General features: G+C 68.0%; 21 protein-coding genes. 8 read left to right on the plus strand and 13 right to left on the minus strand.

The window, feature by feature from the left end; all coding sequences use genetic code 11:
* The first annotated feature begins 176 nt into the window (after window positions 1-176).
* The gene (gene speB, locus Q0J54_RS00785) at window positions 177-1,067 is read left to right on the plus strand and encodes an agmatinase (RefSeq protein WP_296303382.1); all 891 of its coding nucleotides are present in this window, start codon (window positions 177-179) and stop codon (window positions 1,065-1,067) included.
* Between the two features lies 1 nt (window position 1,068).
* Entirely contained in the window at window positions 1,069-1,893 is an 825-nt protein-coding gene (panB, locus tag Q0J54_RS00790; protein WP_296303383.1) for a 3-methyl-2-oxobutanoate hydroxymethyltransferase, read from the plus strand.
* A 58-nt stretch (window positions 1,894-1,951) separates the two neighbouring features.
* Here panB and Q0J54_RS00795 read toward each other — a convergent pair whose 3' ends face one another.
* The 13 genes from Q0J54_RS00795 to Q0J54_RS00855 all read right to left on the minus strand — a co-directional run bounded on the left by Q0J54_RS00795 (window position 1,952) and on the right by Q0J54_RS00855 (window position 14,326).
* The gene (locus Q0J54_RS00795) at window positions 1,952-3,256 is read right to left on the minus strand and encodes an amidohydrolase (protein WP_296303384.1); all 1,305 of its coding nucleotides are present in this window, start codon (window positions 3,254-3,256) and stop codon (window positions 1,952-1,954) included.
* A 135-nt stretch (window positions 3,257-3,391) separates the two neighbouring features.
* Window positions 3,392-4,399: an inorganic phosphate transporter gene (locus Q0J54_RS00800; RefSeq protein ID WP_296303385.1), complete on the minus strand. Its 1,008-nt coding sequence runs from the start codon at window positions 4,397-4,399 to the stop codon at window positions 3,392-3,394.
* Complete coding sequence (locus Q0J54_RS00805) at window positions 4,392-5,021, minus strand: DUF47 domain-containing protein (RefSeq protein ID WP_296303386.1); 630 nt, start codon at window positions 5,019-5,021, stop codon at window positions 4,392-4,394. The genes Q0J54_RS00800 and Q0J54_RS00805 overlap by 8 nt, the downstream gene beginning before the upstream one ends.
* 41 nt (window positions 5,022-5,062) lie before the next feature.
* Window positions 5,063-6,085, minus strand: coding sequence for a pseudouridine synthase (locus tag Q0J54_RS00810; protein WP_296303387.1), 1,023 nt, complete (start codon window positions 6,083-6,085; stop codon window positions 5,063-5,065).
* A gap of 2 nt (window positions 6,086-6,087) precedes the next feature.
* Window positions 6,088-7,236 (minus strand): GAK system CofD-like protein, encoded by a 1,149-nt coding sequence (locus tag Q0J54_RS00815; protein WP_296303388.1) that lies wholly within the window; start codon window positions 7,234-7,236, stop codon window positions 6,088-6,090.
* A complete protein-coding gene (locus Q0J54_RS00820) occupies window positions 7,233-7,838 on the minus strand; it encodes a 3'-5' exonuclease (RefSeq protein ID WP_296303389.1) in 606 nt (201 codons plus the stop codon). The genes Q0J54_RS00815 and Q0J54_RS00820 overlap by 4 nt, the downstream gene beginning before the upstream one ends.
* A 42-nt stretch (window positions 7,839-7,880) precedes the next feature.
* Window positions 7,881-9,278 (minus strand): tRNA uridine-5-carboxymethylaminomethyl(34) synthesis GTPase MnmE, encoded by a 1,398-nt coding sequence (mnmE, locus tag Q0J54_RS00825; protein ID WP_296303390.1) that lies wholly within the window; start codon window positions 9,276-9,278, stop codon window positions 7,881-7,883.
* Window positions 9,275-10,714: an RNA-binding cell elongation regulator Jag/EloR gene (gene jag / locus Q0J54_RS00830; protein ID WP_367172208.1), complete on the minus strand. Its 1,440-nt coding sequence runs from the start codon at window positions 10,712-10,714 to the stop codon at window positions 9,275-9,277. The genes mnmE and jag overlap by 4 nt, the downstream gene beginning before the upstream one ends.
* A 63-nt stretch (window positions 10,715-10,777) precedes the next feature.
* Window positions 10,778-12,430, minus strand: a complete 1,653-nt coding sequence (gene yidC / locus Q0J54_RS00835; protein WP_296303391.1) for a membrane protein insertase YidC — start codon at window positions 12,428-12,430, stop codon at window positions 10,778-10,780.
* Entirely contained in the window at window positions 12,417-12,701 is a 285-nt protein-coding gene (gene yidD, locus Q0J54_RS00840; RefSeq protein ID WP_296303460.1) for a membrane protein insertion efficiency factor YidD, read from the minus strand. The genes yidC and yidD overlap by 14 nt, the downstream gene beginning before the upstream one ends.
* Entirely contained in the window at window positions 12,698-13,096 is a 399-nt protein-coding gene (gene rnpA / locus Q0J54_RS00845; protein WP_367172209.1) for a ribonuclease P protein component, read from the minus strand. The genes yidD and rnpA overlap by 4 nt, the downstream gene beginning before the upstream one ends.
* Before the next feature lie 38 nt (window positions 13,097-13,134).
* Window positions 13,135-13,269 carry a 50S ribosomal protein L34 gene (gene rpmH / locus Q0J54_RS00850; protein WP_296303392.1) on the minus strand — a complete coding sequence of 45 codons (135 nt, stop codon included), beginning with the start codon at window positions 13,267-13,269 and terminating at the stop codon, window positions 13,135-13,137.
* A 199-nt stretch (window positions 13,270-13,468) separates the two neighbouring features.
* Complete coding sequence (locus Q0J54_RS00855) at window positions 13,469-14,326, minus strand: hypothetical protein (RefSeq protein WP_296303393.1); 858 nt, start codon at window positions 14,324-14,326, stop codon at window positions 13,469-13,471.
* A 207-nt stretch (window positions 14,327-14,533) separates the two neighbouring features.
* Between Q0J54_RS00855 and thrB the strand changes: the two genes are divergently transcribed.
* The 6 genes from thrB (at window position 14,534) to Q0J54_RS00885 (ending at window position 20,264) form a co-directional block, all read left to right on the plus strand.
* Window positions 14,534-15,100: a homoserine kinase gene (gene thrB, locus Q0J54_RS00860; RefSeq protein ID WP_296303394.1), complete on the plus strand. Its 567-nt coding sequence runs from the start codon at window positions 14,534-14,536 to the stop codon at window positions 15,098-15,100.
* A gap of 51 nt (window positions 15,101-15,151) precedes the next feature.
* Window positions 15,152-16,552 carry an MFS transporter gene (locus tag Q0J54_RS00865; RefSeq protein ID WP_296303395.1) on the plus strand — a complete coding sequence of 467 codons (1,401 nt, stop codon included), beginning with the start codon at window positions 15,152-15,154 and terminating at the stop codon, window positions 16,550-16,552.
* 70 nt (window positions 16,553-16,622) lie between these two features.
* Window positions 16,623-17,063, plus strand: coding sequence for a hypothetical protein (locus tag Q0J54_RS00870; protein WP_296303396.1), 441 nt, complete (start codon window positions 16,623-16,625; stop codon window positions 17,061-17,063).
* An 18-nt stretch (window positions 17,064-17,081) separates the two neighbouring features.
* Window positions 17,082-17,396 (plus strand): flagellar biosynthesis anti-sigma factor FlgM, encoded by a 315-nt coding sequence (flgM, locus tag Q0J54_RS00875; RefSeq protein ID WP_296303397.1) that lies wholly within the window; start codon window positions 17,082-17,084, stop codon window positions 17,394-17,396.
* A gap of 250 nt (window positions 17,397-17,646) precedes the next feature.
* The gene (locus Q0J54_RS00880; RefSeq protein WP_296303398.1) at window positions 17,647-18,753 is read left to right on the plus strand and encodes a flagellar basal body P-ring protein FlgI; all 1,107 of its coding nucleotides are present in this window, start codon (window positions 17,647-17,649) and stop codon (window positions 18,751-18,753) included.
* Window positions 18,753-20,264, plus strand: a complete 1,512-nt coding sequence (locus Q0J54_RS00885; protein WP_296303399.1) for a rod-binding protein — start codon at window positions 18,753-18,755, stop codon at window positions 20,262-20,264. Before Q0J54_RS00880 ends, Q0J54_RS00885 begins: the two co-directional genes overlap by 1 nt.
* Window positions 20,265-20,300: the final 36 nt, after the last annotated feature.

The following is a 20,300-nucleotide window of genomic DNA, read 5'->3' on the forward strand; positions in this document are numbered from 1 at the left end:
GCGGCATACGGCCGGACAGGGCTCGCGCATCCGTTTTTGCCTTTTGCCGACGCCTGTGCTACTGCCTGAGCGGCAAACGCGGCAGCCGCGGCACAGACGTCCCGGCGGGCGTTCCCTTCCCGCCGCGGGATGGACCAGCCGTCAGCCGCCGCCAGATTCTTTCCCGGAGGACCTCCATGCCCCTGCCAGCTTTCCTCGCATCCGAATACGCGCCGGTCGCGCCGCAGGCCGCCGCCTTCCACATCATCCCTGTGCCGCTGGAACAGAGCGTCTCCTACGGGAGCGGCACGGCTCGCGGCCCGCGGGCCATCCTGGAAGCCTCCCAGCAGCTCGAAGCCTGGGACGGCCGCAGCGCTCCCGGCGAGGCGGGCCTCCACACCGCGCCGCTCATCCCCTGCGACGGCCCGGTGGAAACGGTGCTGGAGCGCATAGAGGCCGCCGTGCGTGAGGCGCTTGCCTGCCGGGCCTGCCCGGTGCTGCTGGGCGGCGAACATACGGTGACGCTGGGGGCCCTGCGGGCGCTGGCCGCCGGCGGAGAGCCCTTTGGCGTCGTGCAGTTCGACGCGCACGCCGATCTTCGCTCCAGCTATGAGGGGTCCATCTACTCGCATGCCTGCGTCATGCACCGGGCCGTGGCGGACCTGGGCCTGCCGCTGGCCCAGTTCGCCGTGCGGGACATGAGCCGTGAGGAGGGCGCCGTCCGGGAGCGGTACGGGGTCATCCGCCACGATGCGGACACGCTGGCCCGGCAGGGACTGCCGGACAGCCCGCTGCCGGACGACTTCCCGCGCCGGATATATATTTCCTTTGACGTGGACGGCTTCGATGCCTCGCTCATGCCCGCCACGGGGACGCCGTCCCCCGGCGGCCTGTTCTGGCATCAGGCCATGCAGCTGCTGGAAGCCTGCCTGCGCGGGCGGGAAGCGGTGGGCATGGACGTGGTGGAGCTGGCCCCCATCCCCGGTCTGCACCATGCGGACTTCACCGCCGCCAAGCTCGTGCATGCCCTCATGGGCTTTGCCCAGCGGGCGGCGAGCGGAACGGACGCTCCTGGAAGGAGGAAATAGCATGAAGGAAACCGCCGTGACCTTTCGCGCCGCCAAGGGGCAGCGCAAATTGTCCATGCTGACGGCCTACGACTACACCACGGCCCGGCTCATGGAGCAAAGCGGTGTGGACGCCCTGCTGGTGGGCGATTCGCTGGGCATGGTGATGCTCGGGCATGCGGATACGCTCAGCGTGACGATGGAGGACATGATCCGCCATTGCGCCGCCGTGGCGCGCGGCTGTCAGCGGCCCCTGCTGGTCTGCGACATGCCCTTTATGAGCTATCAGCTCTCGGCGGAGCAGGCCTGCGCCAATGCCGGACGGCTGGTCAAGGAAGGCCGGGCGCAGGCCGTCAAGCTGGAGGGCGGCGCGGAATTCACCGAGCATGTCCGGGCCATCGTGCGCGCTTCCATCCCGGTCATGGGGCATATCGGTCTGACGCCGCAGTCCGTGCATGCGCTCGGCGGCTTCAAGGTGCAGGGCAAGGTCCCGGAAGCGGCCCAGAAGCTGCTGGACGACGCCCGCGCTCTGGAAGTGGCCGGGGCCTTTGCCCTGGTGCTGGAGTGCGTGCCCGCGCCGCTGGCCCGGCGCATCAGCTCGGCCGTGACCATCCCCACCATCGGCATCGGGGCGGGGCCGGATTGCGACGGACAGGTGCTGGTCTGGCAGGACATGCTGGGCATGGTGGACGGCATGGCCCCCAAATTCGTGCGCCACTTCGCCGAATGCGGAACGGACATGCGCGCCGCCTTTGCCGCTTATGTGCAGGCCGTGCAGGAGGGCAGCTTTCCGGCCGAGGAGCATTGCTTCAGCATGGATGAGGAGATGCTCGGCAAGCTGTACTGAGGCATTTTCGTACGGCGGGGCGTGCCGGCCGGGCCTTGCCCGTGCCGGCCGCCCGTCTTCAGGCCGGCGAGCCCTCATCGTCGGCGAGCTCCCGGCACGCCGCCGCCAGCCAGCACAGACCCGGCCAGAGGCTGGCCTCGTCAAGGTCGAAGTCCGGGGCATGGTGGCCCGCCTTCAGGTCGCTGCCAAGGATGGCGTAGGCGGCCCTGCCGCCGGCAGCCTGCACGGCGCGCATGAAGGCGGCGGCATCATCGCTGGCCCCCATGACGGCCTGTTCCTTCACCTGCGCAAAAAGCGGACGGCCCTGCTCCGTCCGCAGGGAACGGGCCAGCGCGGCCAGCCGGGCCGCAAGATCGGCATCGCTGTCCGCCGCCGGAGCTTCCCCCACCACTGAGATGCGGCAGGCGAGGCCGTACATGGCGGCAGCGCCTTCCAGGACGGCGCGGGCACGCGCAAAGAGATCCCCGGCCATATCGCCGCTGGCGGCGCGGGTCTCGCCGCGCAGCAGGGCCGTTTCCGCCACCACGTTGCGCGCGCCGCCGCCGCGCAGTTCCCCCACATGGATGCGGCTCTCCCCGTCGCCGTAGCGCGGCAGATCATGCAGGCCGAGCAGGGCCGTGGCCGCTCCCTTGAGGGCATCGCGGCCCTCCTGCGGGGCCTTGGCCGCATGGGCGGCCCGACCGGTAAAGAGCGCATCGAACTTGGTGCTGGCCAGAAGTCCCGACGCTCCGGTGACCAGCGTGCCCGTGGGCTGTCCCAGGCCCACATGCACGGCCAGGAAGCAGGGGGCGTCCCGTACCTGATCCAGCATGGCGGCCGCTCCGCGCACGCCCTCTTCCGCCGGCTGGAACAGCAGGCGGACACGCCGCCGCAGCGGCGGCCCCGACTGGAGCAGGGCGGCAAGGCCCAGTCCGAGAGCGGCATGGGCATCATGGCCGCAGGCGTGGCACTGCCCGGCATGGCGCGAGGCATAGCCGTTCGCGGCCGGGGCGTGCTCCGGGGCATGGCTTTCCGTCAGCGGCAGGGCATCCAGATCGAAGCGCACGGCAAGGACGAGCGGAGCGGCCTGCGGGCCCATGTCCGTCACGACGCCGGTACAGTCGCCCATGCGGCGCAGCAGTTCTTCGTCCGCGCCTTCGTCGCGGGCACGGCGTCGTGCTGCCGTAAGGCGCTGCGGATCGGGCAGGCCCATACGGGCCCCCGGGTCGATGACCTCCCTGCCGACGCGCGGGGAGAGACCCAGATTCTGCAAAATGCCGGCAATATGCGCCGTGGTCCAGAATTCCGTCCAGCCTTCCTCGGCGTGGGCATGCAGTTCCCGTCGCCAGCGCGACAGGGCGCGGCGTATGGCCGGTGCGTCCATGCGATCCTCTTCTGTGGGGTAACGTTGCGGCGGCCGTGCCGCAGGCCCGAAGGCGGACGGCATACCGGCCTGAACGGGGGGAGCCTTGTTGCGGCTCCCCCCGGCAGGCGGATCATCCGTGAAGCGGGGCCGGCATCAGGCCCAGATGAGGTGCAGGATCAGATAGGACAGGCAGCCGATGACCGAGGCGGCGGGCAGGGTCAGCACCCAGGCGATGACGAGCTGGCCTGCCACGTTCCAGCGCACGGCGCTCAGGCGCTTGGTGGAGCCGACGCCGAAGATGCAGGCGGAGATGGTGTGCGTGGTGCTCACCGGCGCGCCGACCAGGGACGCGCCCGCAATGACGATGGAGGCCGACGTCTCGGCGGCAAAGCCGTGCACGGGCTCCAGCTTGAAGATGCGATGGCCCATGGTCTTGACGATCTTCCAGCCGCCGATGGCCGTGCCGAGCGCCATGGCGCCCGCGCAGCTCAGCTTGACCCAGAGCGGCACATGCTCCGTGCTGTCGGCAAAGCCGAAGATCATAAGCGCGAGCGTGATGATGCCCATGGTCTTCTGGGCGTCATTGAGGCCGTGGCTGGTGGCCATGAAGCCGGCGGAGAGCAGCTGGAGCTTGCGGAAGGCCCGGTTGACCTTGCTGCGTTGTATGGGCGCGCAGACCCAGAAGATGATCCACATGAGCAGGAAGCCCACGGCATAGCCCGACAGGGGCGAGATGACGAGCGGCAGCAGCACCTTGCTCATGATGCCGTAGAGGTTGAGGCCGGCCATGCCGCTGTGGGCGACGGCCGCTCCGATGAGCCCGCCGATGAGCGCATGCGACGACGAGGAGGGAATGCCGAAATACCAGGTGATGCAGTTCCAGCCGATGGCCCCGACCAGGGCGGCCAGCACCAGCACATGGCTGCCTTCCACCACTTCGGGCAGTACGATGCCGCTGCCCAGGGTCTTGGCCACTTCCGTGCCCAGCAGCGCGCCCACCAGGTTGAGCGTGGCCGCACAGCCCACGGCCAGCCGCGGCGTGACCACCTTGGTGGAGACCACGGTGGCGATGGCGTTGGCGCAGTCGTGCGCGCCGTTGGTGAAGTCGAAGACCAGGGCGACCAGCACGATCAGCGCAAGGAGGAGGGGGATCTCAAACATTTTTCAATACCGCTTCCTCAAGGGTTTCGGCAAGGCTGTTGACGTTTTCCAGCAGCATGCTGATACGGTCATACGCCTGACTCCACTTGAGCATATCCATGATGGCGGCGGGGGTGATCTCCCCCTGGGGGTCCATGAGCTCCGCCAGTCCCACGGCCAGCAGCATGTCGCATTCGTCGCGCAGGGTGCGGAAGGCGTGGGTCTTGTGGCAGTCCGTGCGGTGCGTGAGCCCGTCCAGCATGAGCTGGGTAAGATCCAGCATGGCGCTGATGGTGCGGGCCATCTGCACCATGGGGAAGCGCATCTGGGAAAATTCGAAGATATGCAGGCGGGTGGTGAGGGTGTGGATGCAGTCCATGGTCTCCTCCTGCATCTGATTGATGCGGAGGATGTCTTCGCGGTCGATGGGGGTGATGAAGGTTTGCGAGAGATCGCGGATGATCTTGACGTGCAGCACGTCCCCCTGTTCTTCCAGCAAGGAGATCTGTTTGTGGGCGTCGTCCACGGCGGCAAGGTTTTCCATCATGCCCACGAGATGGTGGACCATGTGGCGGAGCAGGGTGTTCTGCTCCATGAGCATTTCAAAAAAGGGGGCCGACTTGGGTAGCAGGGATGCGAACATGCCGTCTCCTCAAAAAAGGTGGCGGAAAAAGGGGTGAAGACTCAGGCGCGCTCCCAGGCGGGAGCGCCGGCCGCAGAGCCGCGTTCCGTGGGAGACATAGTACCGTAACGGCTGTGCGTTTCAAGCCATTTTCGGAAATGATTTCCCAGAAAGGGCATCTGCTGCCAGGCCGGCAGGCACAGCCACCGGCCGCCGGGGCCGGCGAGGCAGGCATGGTGCAGCAGGAAGCGTTCCGCCCCGGACGGCTGGTCGTCGCCCGGCGTCCCATAGCGGCTGTCGCCGCACAGCGGCAGGCCGAGACTCGCCGCGTGGGCCCGGATCTGATGGCGGGCCCCGCAGCGGATGACGCAGGCCGCCAGCGTGACGGCCCGCCGTGCCGGCGGCAGGCCGTTGGCCGCCAGGACGGCGGCCGCCGCGTCGCCGTGCAGCGCATGCAGCGGGTAAAAGCGGGTTTGGCGCAGCGGCGGGGCCGCCCTGTCCAGCACCCGGCTGCTGCGCCGGTTGTTCACGTCCAGGGCCCGGTTCGCCGTCAGCGGCGCGGCAAGCTCGCCGCACAGCAGGGCCAGGTAGCATTTGCTCCAGCATCCGTCCGCCTCCTCCGCGCGGAAGCGGCGGGCCGCCTCCGCGGAAAGGGCCGCGCAGACGATGCCGGAAGTGCCCCTGTCCAGCCGCTGGAGGAAATGCAGGGGCGCAGGCCGGGCCGTTGCGTCCCAGAGCGCTTGCGCCGCGGCTTCCAGGGTCGGGGCCGGGCGTCCGGCAAGGGGGCTGCTGTGCAGTCCCGCCGGTTTGGCAAAGGCCACATAGTCGCCGTGCCGGGCCAGCAGGACGACGTCGGCCGTGGCGTCCGCCGGCTGTCCGGCGGCGGGCAGTTCGATGGTCTGCCCCGCGCGCAGCCGCTGCGCCGCCGTGGCGGGCGTGCCGTCCACCTGTATGCCGCCGTCGGCGATCAGGCGGCGGGCGGCGCGCAGGCTCAGGCCGCATGTCGCCATGAGGGCGCGGTCCAGCCGCTCGCCATGCCGGGCGGCGTCCACCGGTACGCACGTCGTCCGCATTCTGGGCGGCATGCTCATGCTCTCCCCTGGCGGCAGAGCCCGCAGAGCAGGCGCGCCACCTTCTCGGGATCGTGGCGCTCGGGCAGATCGGGGCGCACCATATCCACATCCAGCACGCGCACGCCCAGATCCGCCAGCGCGGTGGTATCGCAGCCGCCCTCGTAGACGCCGCGCTGCCTGTCCACGACGACCCATTGCAACAGCTCCTGTGGGCGCGCATCGGGGCAGTCGGCCCGCAGGGCGTCCAGGATCATGCGGGTCTGCCCCAGGATGGACAGGCCGCAGACTTCCTTGTCCTGTCCCGAATTGGGCAGGAAGACCTTGGGACAGTCGGCTGCCCGTACGGCCCGTCCCACGCCCGCCGGCAGCAGATTGGCCAGCACGCTGGTGTAGAAACTGCCCATCGGGTAGCAGATGAGTCCGGCGCTTTGCAGATAGGTTGCCGCCGTACGGGTGATGGCCGGACGACAGGGGGTCATGTCGTGGAAGGGGCGGTCCGGCTCGTGAACGGTGAGGAAGAGACGGCGGATGTGCTGCCCCAGGTGGCCGAAATGATGCTGGCCCACCACCCGGCTGCCGTCGTCCAGCAGGGCCGCAAGGTGCAGGTTCTCTTCCACGATGGGGGTGACGACGCCGCGCGCCTGCAGGAGTCGTGAAAAAAAGGCCAGCACGGGCCCGAAATCGCGTCGGTGCTCCAGATAGCCTCCGGCCAGCATGAGGTTGCCGAGGCTTGCGTAGCGCGCGTCGAAATGCGGGGGCATGCGGCGCAGGAAAAAGGAGAGATACAGCCGCATGGCGGCCGCGAGGACCTCCGGCAATTCGCGCCAGCAGGGATGGAGGCTTTCGCCGAGGCCGCGCAGCGTGCGGCGCAGCTCGTCGGGGTCGCCGTCTTCGGGCAGGCGGTGTTCCCAGAGTTCCAGCACGGCGGGCGGGATGATGTCGCGGTCGGCCAGGGCCGCCAGCCGGTTACGGATGTCGCCCACGGCGGGCATGGCGAAGGCCCGGCGCAGACTGGCCGTGCTGCCGCCGGAATCAAAGGGCGTCACCAGATGGACGGAATGATGCGTCAGGCGGGTAAGGCTGCGGCTGACCTCCCGCAGGGCCGTACCGCCGGTGAAGAAGACCAGACGAGGACCGAGCGCCGGGGGAGGCGGCGTCCTCATGGCAGTTGCCCCGCAAGGCCCAGTTCGCACATCTTGAGGAAGATGGCCCGTCCCACCCAGGCATCGGTGGCGGCGTAGAGAATCTGGCGTTGCGTCAATTCGGGCAGGCCCCAGTTGGAGCACTGCGGTCCCTTGGAGATGCGCCAGCCGAAAAGATGCGCCGTCAGGGAGCGCAGCCCCTGGCTGCACATGCGGTTGGCCCGGGCCATCTGGCCCAGGTCCACACAGCCGGCGGGAGTGAAGGGATGGATCTTGCCGAGCTCCCGCATGTCGTCGCCGATGCCCACGCCGACCTTGAGATAGCGGCTGTCGGCCAGCAGATCGGCAAGATAGTCGCCGAAGGGCAGCCAGCCGAGCTGGACGAGGTAGACGGCATCGGCCGTGGCGAGCTGGACGAGGGAGGGCTGGTTGACGCGGCCCTTGCGGAAGGTGGGCCGGGTCTCCGTGTCAAAACCGATGACCCGTTCGTCGAGGAGCTGGGGCAGGGCGTTGCGCCAGTCCGCGGGCGTGCGGACAAGGTAGATGGGCCCTTCATAGTGCCGCAGGGGCAGGGCGTTGATCTCTTCGCTGCTCAGGCGGCGGCGCAACTCTTCCAGATTCATGAAACGGTTCCCGGGGAGGCAGGGGCGCTGGCCCGATGCCGCTTATTTGCCGATGCAAAACTGTTCGAAAATGCTGTTCAGCACCTCTTCGGTACTGTTGCTGCCGGTGACTTCATCCAGACAGGCCGTGGCCGCATCCAGGCGCACGGCACAGCAGTCGTAGGGAGTTTGGGCCAGGATGTCCGCATGGAGGGCATCCAGCTCCTCCCCGGCCCGCTCCAGGGCGAGGGCCTGCCGGGCATTGGGAGCCAGCCCGTCCTCGGGGGGCGTTTCCGCCGCTCCGGCCAGGATGCCGGCGCGGAGCAGGGCGGCCAGCTCATCGAGTCCGGCCCCGCTGCGGGCGCAGAGCCGCAGGGCGGGGATATCTCCGGCCCAGCGCGGCGGGAAGACGGCGGGGTCGCAGAGATCCGCCTTGTTCCAGACCAGCAGGACAGGGATGTCGCCGGCCGTGGCCAGCACTTCGGCGGCGGCCGGTTCGGGACAGACATCCGCCGCCGCGCCGGCCTCGCCCAGTGCGCCGCCGTCCACCACGAGCAGGATGGCGTCCGCCTGCGCCAGCTTTTCCCGGCTCAGGGCGATGCCCAGATGTTCCACATCTTCCGCCGTTTCGCGCAGCCCGGCGGTGTCCACCAGGCGGATGGGCAGGCCGTCGAGGTCGCAGCCTTCCTCGATGAAATCCCGCGTCGTGCCGGGGATGTCGGTGACCAGCGCCCGTCGGCGTCCCAGCAGAGCATTCATCAGGCTGGACTTGCCGGCATTGACCGCTCCGGCCAGCACCACCTGGGCCCCCTGCTGCATGACCCGCGCCCGGCGCTGGGCGCGCAGCAGATCCGTCACGGCCTGGCGCACCGTGAGGATGCGCCGGGCAAAGGCGTCCGGGGGCAGGCTTTCCACCTCTTCTTCGGGAAAGTCCACGGCAAGGCACATCTGGGCGCGCAGGGCGTCCAGCTCCGTACGCAGGGCCCGCACGCGCCGCCCGAGCAGCCCGTCCAGCCGGGAAAGGCCAAAGCGCACGGCCTCCCGCGAGGGCGCGGCCACGAGCTCCGCCACGGCTTCGGCCTGGCTCAGGTCCATACGGCCGTTGCAGAAGGCGCGGCGGCTGAATTCGCCGCGCCGCGCCTGCCGGGCCCCGAGCCGCAGGGCGCTTTCCAGCACGGCCTGCACGATGTAGATGCCGCCGTGGCAGTGGATCTCGGCGACATCCTCGCCGGTGAAGGTGTGCGGACCGGGCATGAAGACGGCGAGCACATCGTCCAGCGGCTCGCCGTGGCTGTCCAGCACCCGACCGTGATGCAGCCGCCAGGGGCGGAAATTGACGAAGCCGGAAGAGAGCGGCAGGAAGAGCCGGGCCAGGATCTCCTTGGCGCGCGGGCCGGAGAGACGCACGATGCCGATGCCGCCCGCTCCCGGCGCCGTGGCCACGGCCGCGATGGTGGTCATGCCCTGTCCTGAGCGGCGTCCTCGCCGGCCGCGGGAGCGATGCCGGCTTCGGCCGGCTGTTCGGTCGGCTGTTCGGCCGGGGCGTCGGTCGGCGTGGGGGCGTCGGGCGCGGAGCCGGTCGCGTGCGGGGCTTGCGCCGAAGAGGACGCGAAAGACGAAACCTCCGGTACGGGGCGTTCCTCCGCGACGAGCGCGGCGCGCCGGCGGTCGTCCCGCTCCGTCTGGGGCTGCCGTTCGCCCTTTTCCGGGCGGCGGCGCAGGATGACGACCCGCTTGAGCGGCCCGTCCCCGGTGCTGCGGGTCAGCACGTCGTCCATGTCCTGGAGGCAGAGATGGATGACGCGGCGGTGGTAGGAGCTGAGCGGTCGGGTGGAGTAGGAGCGTCCGGTCTGGCGCACCTTGGCCGCCAGGGCCAGAGCCATGTCGCGCAGTTTTTCTTCCTGCCGCTGCCGGTAGCGGCCGGCATCGAGCTGGACGCGCACGGCGGCATCCATGCCGCGCGAGACGATGCGCGAGGCAAGATACTGGAGAGCGGCCAGCGTCTGGCCTTCACGGCCGATGAGCAGGCCGGAGTCCTCGCCGCAGTCCACGGCCACGCGGATGCGTCCGTCCACGATGTCCACTTCCGGGTCTTCCACGGGCTGGCTCAGCATGGGCCGGATAAGCTGGCTCACGCACTGGCGGGCAAGCTCCCTGAGGCGATCCTGATCCAGCTCTTCGAGCGCGCGGCGCGGCAGAGAGTCGTCGGCCTCGTCCAGGTCGTCGTCCGCCGGGGGGCGGCGACGTTCGCGTCCCGCCGCCTTTTCGCCGTTGCGGGGGCGTTCCTGACGGGGAGCGGACTCGGGGCCGTTGCGGCGGCGCGCACCGGCGTTTTCGGGGGCGGCTTCGGCGGCCTTGTCGTCCGGCTGTGCGGTGTCGGCGCCGGCGGGGACGCCTGGGGCCGTCGTCGCGGGCAGGAGCGTTTCCTCCCGGGAGGCGATGGCCTTGCGGGGCGGCTTCTGGCCGCGTTCCTCTCCGCGGCGGCCTTCTCGCGGTTCGCCTTCACGGGCGGGGCGCTCTTCCTCCCGGCCGCGCGAGCGACGACCGGCGCTGCCGTCACGCGACGGAGCGGACCTGGACGCCCGGGCCTCGCGCGCGGGCTGGGGTTTTTCGGTGGATGCCGCGGGGGCGTCGCCGTCCTCGCTTGCTGTGGGGGCGTCCGGCTCGGGAGCGGCGGGTCGGCTGCCCCGTCCCAGGGCGTTTTCCACCGCTTCGCGCAGTGCGGCACGCCGGGCGCGCACCTTGGCCTTGCGGGCTCCGACGATGCCGAAGATGCCCGTCTTGGCGTCCTGAATGATCTCTATTTCGAGCTTTTCCCGGCTGGCATTGTAGTAGGAGCAGGCCTCCGCAATGGCCGCATCGAGCGTCTTGCCGAGAAATTCTTTGAAACCTTCCATAACAACCCCGATAGAGCGGGCGGCATGGCCGCCCGCCCGGTAGGAACGCAGTGAGTCCGCCGACTAGCTGTCGGCATCAAGCCGTCTGTTCTTGCGATGCATGAGCCCTTGCTGGGCAATGGACAGGATGTTGTTGACCAGCCAGTAGAGCACCAGACCGGACGGGAAGCCCAGGAACAGCACCGTGAAGATCAGCGGCAGGAACATCATCACTTTCTGCTGGGTGGGATCCGTGGGCGGCGGGCTCAGGCGCTGCTGGAGGAACATGGTCAGGCCCATGATGATGGGCGTGATGTAGAAGGGGTCCTTGGCGGAAAGGTCGGCCAGCCAGAGCTTGTCGGTGAACGGCAGGAACTCGATGAAGGTGGCGTGCCGCAGCTCGATGGAGGTGAGCAGGGCCTGATAGAGGCCGAAGAACACGGGCAACTGCACAAGGATGGGCACACAGCCGCTGGCGGGATTGACGCCGTAGGTCTTGTAGAGGGCCATGACCTCCTTGTTCATCATCTCCTTGTTGTCCTTGTACTTCTCGCGGATGCTCATCATCATGGGCTGGAGCTTCTTCATCTTTTCCATGGAAGCGTAGCTCTTGGCCGTGAGCGGCCAGAAGACGGCCTTGATGAGCACGGTGAGCAGGATGATGGCCAGGCCCCAGTTGTTGACGTACTGATGGAAGAACTCCAGCAGCCAGAGCAGGCCCTTGCCGATGATGCTGAACATGCCGAGCTCCACGCTGCCGGCCAGCGGCTCGGAGACGTCCATGAGCAGCTTGCGCTTCTTGGGACCGAACCAGTAGGAGGCTTCGAGCTCGGCGGTCTTGCCGGGGGTGAGCTGGATGTCCTGCTCTTCCACGGCCACGCGGTAGACGCCGCCGCGCAGCAGGCCCTTGACCGTGACGTTCTCCGTGTTGCCGGGCAGGATGGCCGACAGGAAATAAGTGCTCATGGGGCCGGCCCAGCTCACGTTGCCGGTGGCGGTGACGCCCCTGGTCAGATCCTCGGCGTCGCTTTCCTGCCCGAGGGAATTGTCCAGGTACCAGGCGATGCGCATGGCGTCGTACTGGCCGCCGCCGGCATTGCTGGCGTCGGAGGCCACGGTGTAGGCCACGCGCGAGCTGCGCGTCTGGTCGCCCAGCGGGGAGAGGCTGGTCTTTTCCCGGATAAGATAGCTGTCGGCGCTGAACTGCAGCTCACGCACCACGCGCAGGCCGTTGACTTCCCCCACGAGGCGCAGCACGGCGCTCTGACCGGCGCTCAGCGGGCCCCGCGGTTCGGCCTCCACAGCCCACTGGCCGAGGCTCCAGGAGGCAGCGCCGTCGATGACGAGCCCCAGCGGGGCGGATTCGGCGGTGGTGGCGTCAACCAGGTTGACCAGGGGCGAATCGGGCTGGATGGTGGCCGAATAGTGCTTCAGGCGGAAGGAGCGCACCACCCCGCCGCCGCTGTGGATGACCGCCTCGTACAGCGGCGTGGACACGACGATGTCCCGCCCGGGGACCGGGGCAAAGACCGTGAGCGGCACGGACGTACGGGCCTTGTCGGCTTCGGCCTTCTCCTGCCGGGCCTTGTCGGCCTCGGCCTGCTGCTGCGCGGCCACTTCGGGATCGGGCTTGGCTATCCAGCCCATGTATTCCGCAAAGAAGCTCCAGCCGAAAAGGATGGCAAGGCAGAGGACGATGGCCAGAGCGAGATTTTTGCTGCTGCTAGTTTCTTGCATCGGGAGTGGTTCTCCTGTGAGGGACAGGTTCCGCGGGTCGCGGGGGCACGGGGGGTACTGGGTCATAGCCTGATCCGCCCCAGGGGTGACAGCGCGCCAGACGGCGCAACGTCAGCCACCCGCCGCGCAACAGTCCGTGGCGGGCGATCGCCTCGATGGCATAGGCGGAACAGGTGGGAACGAATCGACAGGAGGGGGGCAGCAACGGCGAAAGGCACAGCTGATAGAGACGGATGGGCAGCACGGCCGCGCGGCGCAGCGCCGTTTTCAGGGGCAGCATGCTACTGTCTCCTGGGACTGTTCCCGCTGTTTGCGCTGCTGCCGGCGGAGCAGCGGCTCCAGCTCGGCGCTCACCAGGGCAAGGTCCAGACAGGATCGTCCGGCGTGCTTCTTGGCCACGGTTACAATGTCGCTATCAGACGGCAAAAGAGCCTGGTGCAGGCGATAGAATTCCCGCAGCAGGCGCTTGAGTCGATTACGCGTCACGGCATTGCCGACCTTGCGTGAAACAGCCATCCCGACGCGCGTGATGCCGCTGCCGGGACGAGGGAATATGAAGAGGATGAAATTCCCGGTGTGATGGCGTCTTCCCTGCTCATAACAGAGGGCGTAATCCGCATGTCTGCGGACCCGCCCCTCCTTCGGCAGTTGCTGGCGTGCCATCATGGCGTTTGCGTACGGCAAGGGCCTGCCCCGCCGCGGGTCTAGGCGCTCAGCTGCTTACGGCCCTTGGCGCGACGGCGACGCAGGACGGCGCGACCGCTGGCGGTAGCCATGCGGGCACGGAAACCATGCGTACGGGCACGACGGATTTTGCTGGGCTGGTACGTTCTTTTCATGGTCGAATCTCCTTTCGTGAAGCGGCTGCGGACTAGGGGCAGACAGCCCGGCGCGAAATGGGCGCATTCAGGCGGAAATGTGTCCGCACGGCAGATTGTGCCTGCCGGAACGGGCCGCAGGCAAGACATTGGAAAAATCGTTCATACATGGCATGGCGCGGTTCGTCAAGTCCTCCGGCCGCGTGCCGCCCGCGTCGCCTTACCCGCCGCTGCGGGCGGTCATGCCGTTTTGTACGCCCATCATGGCCGCCGTCCCCTGCGTCCCCTGAAGGGTGGGCATGGGCTGCGCGGCCGCCGACCCGGGCAGGGGCGGCAAGGGCGTTCCCGGGACGGTCTGCGGGCTGTACACGTCGGCGGGGCCGCCGGCCGGGACGGGGGCCGCCGGGACCAGCACAGGCGCGGGAGTCGGCCGCGCCACGGCGGGTGCGGCCGGGACAGGTGGCGTCATGGCCGTGCCGGTGGCCGCGCCGGGGGGCAGGGAGCCCGCCGGGATGATGGCCGGGACGGGCTGCGCGTCATACATGCCGAGCCCGGAGACCGGCGGCGTGCCGGGTACGGGAGCCCAGGGGCCGCCGGAAACGGGAGCCACGGGGCGCGGCACTTCCGTCGTGACGGCGATGCCGCCCGATCTGCGGCGCGAGGTCTGTTCAATGGGCACGCTGCCCGAGCTGACCGTGCCGCCGCTGCGCGCGGCCGGTTTGCGCAGCGAGGTGGAACCGGCATCCCCGGGGGCCTTCTGGGTGCGCACGGCGGACGAGGACTGGCGGCTCGTCCGGCGGCGCGTTGAGGCCCGCCGGGTCGTGGCTTTTTCTTCAGGGACGAGCAGGGGGTGGGAGGCAGGGTCCACGAAGGGCAGCCCGCCCATGCGGATCTGGCGCGGCTGCGCCACGGAAAGCCAGTAGAGTCGGGCCCCCCCGTAATCCTTCCAGTCCTGTACGCGCTGGTTGATGTCGATGGAGCCGGAGTCCCGTGTCAGGCTGGCGGCGGCGACCGTCAGCGGGACTGCCGTCATGCCGAGCAGGCAGGCAAGGCCAAGCGGGAGAAAGGTATGGCGCATGGAATGTCACTCCTCTTGCGTAACGATCGGCAGGTACGCGCTAAACATTAGTGCCGTCGCCGCGGAGAAGCAAGTATTTTCGACGGATGGGAGAAAAATGCCCGGCGTTCCGTTCAGGGAGGCCGGCCTTGACAGAATCGTTTGCCTTGGGCCAAGCTGACAGGCAGCCGTCAGCAGGCGTCCATGAACCAGCAGCCAGGAGAGCCTATGCTTCACGCATCCCCCGACGAGATCCCGCGGCCCTGCATCAGCATCATCGGCATGGCCGGCGCGGGCAAGTCCACGGTGGGGCAGGCGCTGGCGCAGACGCTCGGCTGGGCGTTCATGGACAGCGACTATCTTATGGAAGCGCTCTACGGCAGCCGTTTGCAGGGCGTGACGGATGAGCTCTCCAAGGAGGCTTTCCTTGATCTGGAGGCCTGTGTGGTGGGCAGCGTGCGCGCTGCGCGAACAGTGCTGGCCACGGGGGGCAGCGTCGTGTACCGGGAGGCGGCCATGCGCCATCTGGCCTCGCTGGGGCCGGTGGTGCATCTGGAAGTTCCCCTTGCCCTTATCGAAGAGCGCATCGCCCGCAATCCCGAGCGCGGGCTGGCCATCGCGCCGGGGCAGACCCTGCGCGGGCTTTACGAGGAACGGGAAGCCCTGTACCGCCGTTATGCCGATGTATGCTGCCCCGCCGAGGGGCGCACGCCCCAGCAGTGCGCGGAGTGGATACGGGACCGGCTGACGGAAGACGGGCGTCTGACGCGCGGGCCGCAGCGGACGGCGCGCTGACGCGCGCGGCCGGGCCGTCAGTTTGCGGTCGGGCGCCTACGGGAGATGGACATGCCGGTTCTCAGGGAGCATCGCTCGCTTCTGGTGGCCATGTGCGCCGCCCAGTTTTTCATGCCGTTCATGATGGCCGGCGTCAATGCCGTGCTGCCCCCGCTGGGGGAGAGCCTCGGGGCGAGCGCCCGTGAGCTCAGCCTCGTGGGCGCGGTCTACTCCCTGGGGCTCGTCATCTTCCAGCTGGCCGGCGGCACGCTGGGGGATATTTTCGGCCGCCGCCGGGTCTTCCTGGCGGGCATGGGCATTTTCGGCTGTACGAGCATCGTGCTCGGCTTTGTCGGCAACATGACGCTGTTCATCGTGCTGCGCCTTGTGCAGGGCACAGGCTGCGCCCTGCTCAGCTCCTGCAGTCTGGCCCTGCTCGTTTCGGCCGCTCCGGCCGAACTGCGGGCCAGCTATCTCGGCATCAGCAGTGCGGCCGTGTATGCGGGCATCGCCTGCGGTCCGCCGCTGGCGGGCCTTATCGCCGGCTGGCTGGGCTGGCCCTGGCTGTTCTGGCTGACGGGGCTCGCCGCCCTGGGGGCCATGCTCATCACGGTCTTCCGCGTGCGGATGGAATGGCGTCCGGCCAGAGGGGAACATTTCGATACGTCGGGCTGCCTCATTTACGGCTGCTGCATGGCGGCCCTGACCATCGGCGCGTCCGAGCTGGCCGACTATCCCCGCATCGGCGCGGGCATGCTGGCCCTGTGGGCGGCGCTGGTCGTCGTCCTCTGTCTGCGGGAGCTGCGCACGGCCTTCCCGCTGCTCGACGTGCGCATGCTGGCCCGCAACCGGGTGGCCAGTCTGTCGCTGGTGGCGGCCTTCATCAATTATTGCTCCTTTTTCGGCATGCTCTTCTTTTTCAGCCTCTACCTGCAAATGGGGCGCGGCATGAGCGTGCAGCAGACCGGCCTTGTGCTGGCCATGCAGGCGCTGGTTCAGGCGCTTTCCAGTCCGCTGGCCGCCAGACTCTGCAGTCGCTGGCAGGAGGGCCATGTCTGCACGCTGGGCACGGTGCTTTGCGGCTGCGGCCTGCTGCTGGCGGCCTTTCTGCGGCTGGACTCGACGCTGCTGCTCATCTTCTGCTCACAGGTGCTTTTGGGGATCGGCGTCAGCTTTTTCGCCATCTCCAATACGGCCATCATCATGGAAAGCGCCGGGGAGAAGAACGTGGGCCGCGCCTCCGGCCTGGTGGGCATGGTGCGCACGGCGGGCATGCTCTGCAATATGGTCATCATCACGCTGACGCTCAGCCTCTTTTTGGGGCATGCGCCGGTGGGGCCCGACAACATGCCGCAGTTCCTCCAGGCCATGCGGACGGACATGATCCTTTTCGGCCTGCTCAACCTGCTCGCCGTCACCTGCACCCTGGCCCGCAACGGCAGCCGGAAGGACGACCGGGGAGAGAGCGTGTAATCTTTTCGGGTTTCTCTAAAGTAATCATGTACGCGGTCGAAAAGATGACCAGAAGGGATTGGGGAGTCTTATGTCTGATATCGCTGCCGTTCGTCTGCGTCAGAGAGTTCAGGGCTACGAGCTGCAATTGCTTGCCGCTCGCCGTCTGACCCGTCTGCGAACACGCATGCGGCTGGCGGCGGGCGAGGCTCCGCAGGATCCCGATCCGACCCCCCGGCGCGGCGTTTATGTGGAGAAGGTCGCGCAGGAAGTGTACGAAAGCCTGCTCTTCACCGGCAGCGACAATCCTGTGGTGGAAGAGATCCGCAGGGCGCTCAGCGAGCGGGTGGGCTTTACCATACGCTTTACCTATCCTCCGGGGGAGGGGCTCTGTTTCGTCCGGCAGGACGACAGGGGGGCCCGCAAGCTCTCTTCCGAGCTGCAGGCCCGCGTACGTCGCCTGTTGTGGCGCATAACACGAGAAAAAATCGACAGGAGCATGCTGGACAAGCCCGCTCCTGTCCGGTCCTGATTCGTCAGGCAGGAGGACATGATGGAGATTCAATACTCGTCCGGTTTGCTTGGTTCCGTGCGGGATGTGTATGCCCAGGGCCGTCTGGAGAATTCCGGCGAACGTCAGCATGCCGCCACGTCGCATGCCGCGGCGCAGGGGGATTCCATAAGCGTCTCGAAGGATGCCATGCTGCTCAGCGAGGCGCACCGCGTGGCGCAGAATGCGCCCGATGTGCGGGCGGACAAGGTGGAGGCCCTGCGCATGCAGGTCGCCAGCGGGACGTATACGGCCGACAGCCGCCTCATTGCCGCCAACCTGCTGCGGGAAGAACCCGCGCTCTTCACCCTTTAACGTCCTTTTTTGCGTAACGTCCCGGGGGAGCACACGTCGGTGTGCTCCCCCTTTTTTCATGCCTTCCGGCGACGTGGCCGGCGGGACGGCATGGGCGGGGGCGTCCGGCACGGCGCCAGACATTTGGCGCAGCCGGCGTGCCGGTTTTTCTCGTCGCGCATAATAACCGGATATATATTGAATTTTTCTATATATGGCGTGATTTTTGCAAATTCTCTCATGCCGCAATGTCGGCAGAGGAGAACAACGAATGAATCTGCATCCGGTCCGCATCGTGTCGTTTCTGCTTGCCCTGTGCGTGCTGTCCCTGCCGGGGCGGGCGGAGGCCGTACGCATCAAGGATATCGCCACCTTTTCCGGGGTCCGGGACAACCAGCTCATAGGCTACGGGCTGGTGGTGGGCCTGGCGGGGACAGGTGACAAGAAAAACTCCGTCTTCACCCTGAGTTCCATGAAAAACATGATGGATCGCATGGGCATCGGCGTTGATTCCGACGCGCTCAAGATCAAGAACGTGGCCTCGGTCATGGTGACGGCCCGCATGCCGGTGTCGGCCAAGCCGGGGACTCGTCTGGACGTGACGGTCTCCTCCGTGGGGGACGCCACGTCCCTGCTGGGCGGCGTGCTGCTGCAAACGGCGCTCAAGGGCGTGGACGGCAAGATTTATTCCCTGGCGCAAGGCCCGCTGGCCGTGGGTGGCTTCTCCATCAGCGGCGCGGCGTCCCGCGCGGCCCAGAACATCCCCACCGTGGGCACCATCCCCGGCGGGGCCATCGTGGAGCGGGCCATCCCCTTTGAATTCAATCAGCAGGACAAGCTGACCCTCAACATGCGCATGGCCGACTTTTCCACGGCCCAGCAGATCGCGGAACGGCTCAACGAGGCTATGGGCGGGCCCTATGCCAATGCCCAGGACGCCAGCTCCGTTGTGGTCAACGTGCCGCCGCAATACCGCAGCAACCTCGTGCCGCTCATGGCCTCGGTGGAGAATCTCGAGGTCTCGCCCGATGTGCCGGCCAAGGTCGTCGTGGACGAAAAGACGGGCACGGTGGTGCTGGGACGGGATGTGCGCATCTCCCAGGCGGCCGTGGCGCACGGCAATCTCCAGATCGTGGTGCAGGAAAGCGAGCAGGTTTCGCAGCCCGGTCCCTTCTCGGCTGGTCAGACCGTCGTCACCCCGGGAACGGACATCAACGTGCGGGTGGAGAACCGCCGCCTGATGATGGTGGAAGGGGCCACGCTCCAGGAGCTGGTGGACGGGCTCAATGCCATCGGGGCCACGCCGCGTGACCTTATTTCAATCCTGAGGACATTGCAGGCATCGGGTTCGCTGCATGCCAGTCTGGAGGTGATCTAATGGGCTCTTCACTTGATTCCAGCATGATGCAGGCCTCGCTTGGGCAAAGCCAGGGGCGACAGCTCGAGTTGCAGAACAAGGTACGCGGCCTCAATGAATCCGCGTCCAGCCGCCTTACCCCCGAACAGAAGGAAAAGCGGCTGCGGGAAGCCTGCGAGGGCTTTGAGTCCATCTTCATCCAGAAGATGTGGCAGCAGATGCGCGCCACCCTGCCGCAAAACGGTTTGCTGCACAGCCGGGATGAAAAGATGTGGCAGGACATGTACGACCAGGAACTGGCCAAGTCCATGGCCAGCGTGGGCGGCATCGGGCTGGCGGACATGATGTATGAACAGCTCTCGCGCAATCTGGTGTCGGCCAGTCGCGGCACGGCCGGGGCGAGCGGCCGGTCGGCGGCCTTTGTGGCCGAAGCCGCGCCGCTGGTCACGCCCGCGGCGGAAAAGCCGGCCGCAGACAGACCGGCAACCGCCGTGGCGGTCGCCGACGCTGACGGTGTCCCGTCGATGGCTGCCATGTATGAAGGCTTCGCGCCGGTGAATGGGGTGGTGGATCAGAACGCCGCCGCGGCCCCGCAGGCGCGGCCCTCCGCCCAGCAGCAGCCGGCGGCCCTGCAGCCGCCCGCCGCGCCGCAGCCGGCACAGCGACAGATCGAGGTGCGCCGGCATCAGCGGTCCTCTGACCAGCTTTCGGGATTGCAGATGGCCCAGCAGGCCCAGCGTCAGGCCGGAGACAAGCTGGGCAACGGCATCCGTCCCGCCTCGCGACGCCGGCGGCAGGAGGAGAATGCCTGGCAGGCGACCCAGCCCGCCCAGGCGGCAAGCGTGACGCCGCAAGTCGCCGGATATGCGCCGGCGGCCAGCCAGGCTGGCGGTCAGGTAGGCAGTCCGGCCGCCCTGCAAGCGGCCATGCAGCCGCCGCTGACGCCCGGTCAGATCGCGCAGCCAGCGGCCCCCTTCGCCCAGCCCGGCCTGACCGGGACAGTGAACGTCGCGGCGGCCCAGCCCGCCCAGCCCGCGGCCCAGCCGGCCAGCGGTCAGGATGTGGTGCGCGTCCGCTACCAGACCAATATCCCGCAGCAGGCGCAGCAACTGCGGCAGGGGCTCAATCAGGACCTCATCCGCACGCTCAACGTGGACGCCGGCGGGCAGAAGGCCGGACAGGGCATCCGGGCCTATCATGCGCAGGGCGCCGGCGCCGCCGCCCGGCAGACCATCCAGACGCCGCAGGCCGCCCAGCTTGAGGCTTCACAGTTACAGGCCCACATGCAGCAGCAGAACCTGAACGCTCTGCAGGGGCAGCCGCAGGCCGGACAGGCCCCCGTGGCCCCGCTGAGCGGCGCGCAGGCCACGGCGCAGGCCCAGCCACAGCAGCAGATGCCCGCCTCGGGCATCCCGCCGCTGACGGCGCCGCATGCCAGCATGGGCCATACGTCCGTCATCCAGCCCGGGAAGGCGGGCAAGGAGCCGCGCCTGAGCGCGGAGGAAGCGCTCATCGCGGGCGTGCCCATGTAGCCCTGTTCCATAATCGGCATACCTTTTGCACAATTG

The organism is uncultured Desulfovibrio sp. (genome assembly GCF_944324935.1).
Classification (GTDB): Bacteria; Desulfobacterota; Desulfovibrionia; order Desulfovibrionales; family Desulfovibrionaceae; genus Desulfovibrio.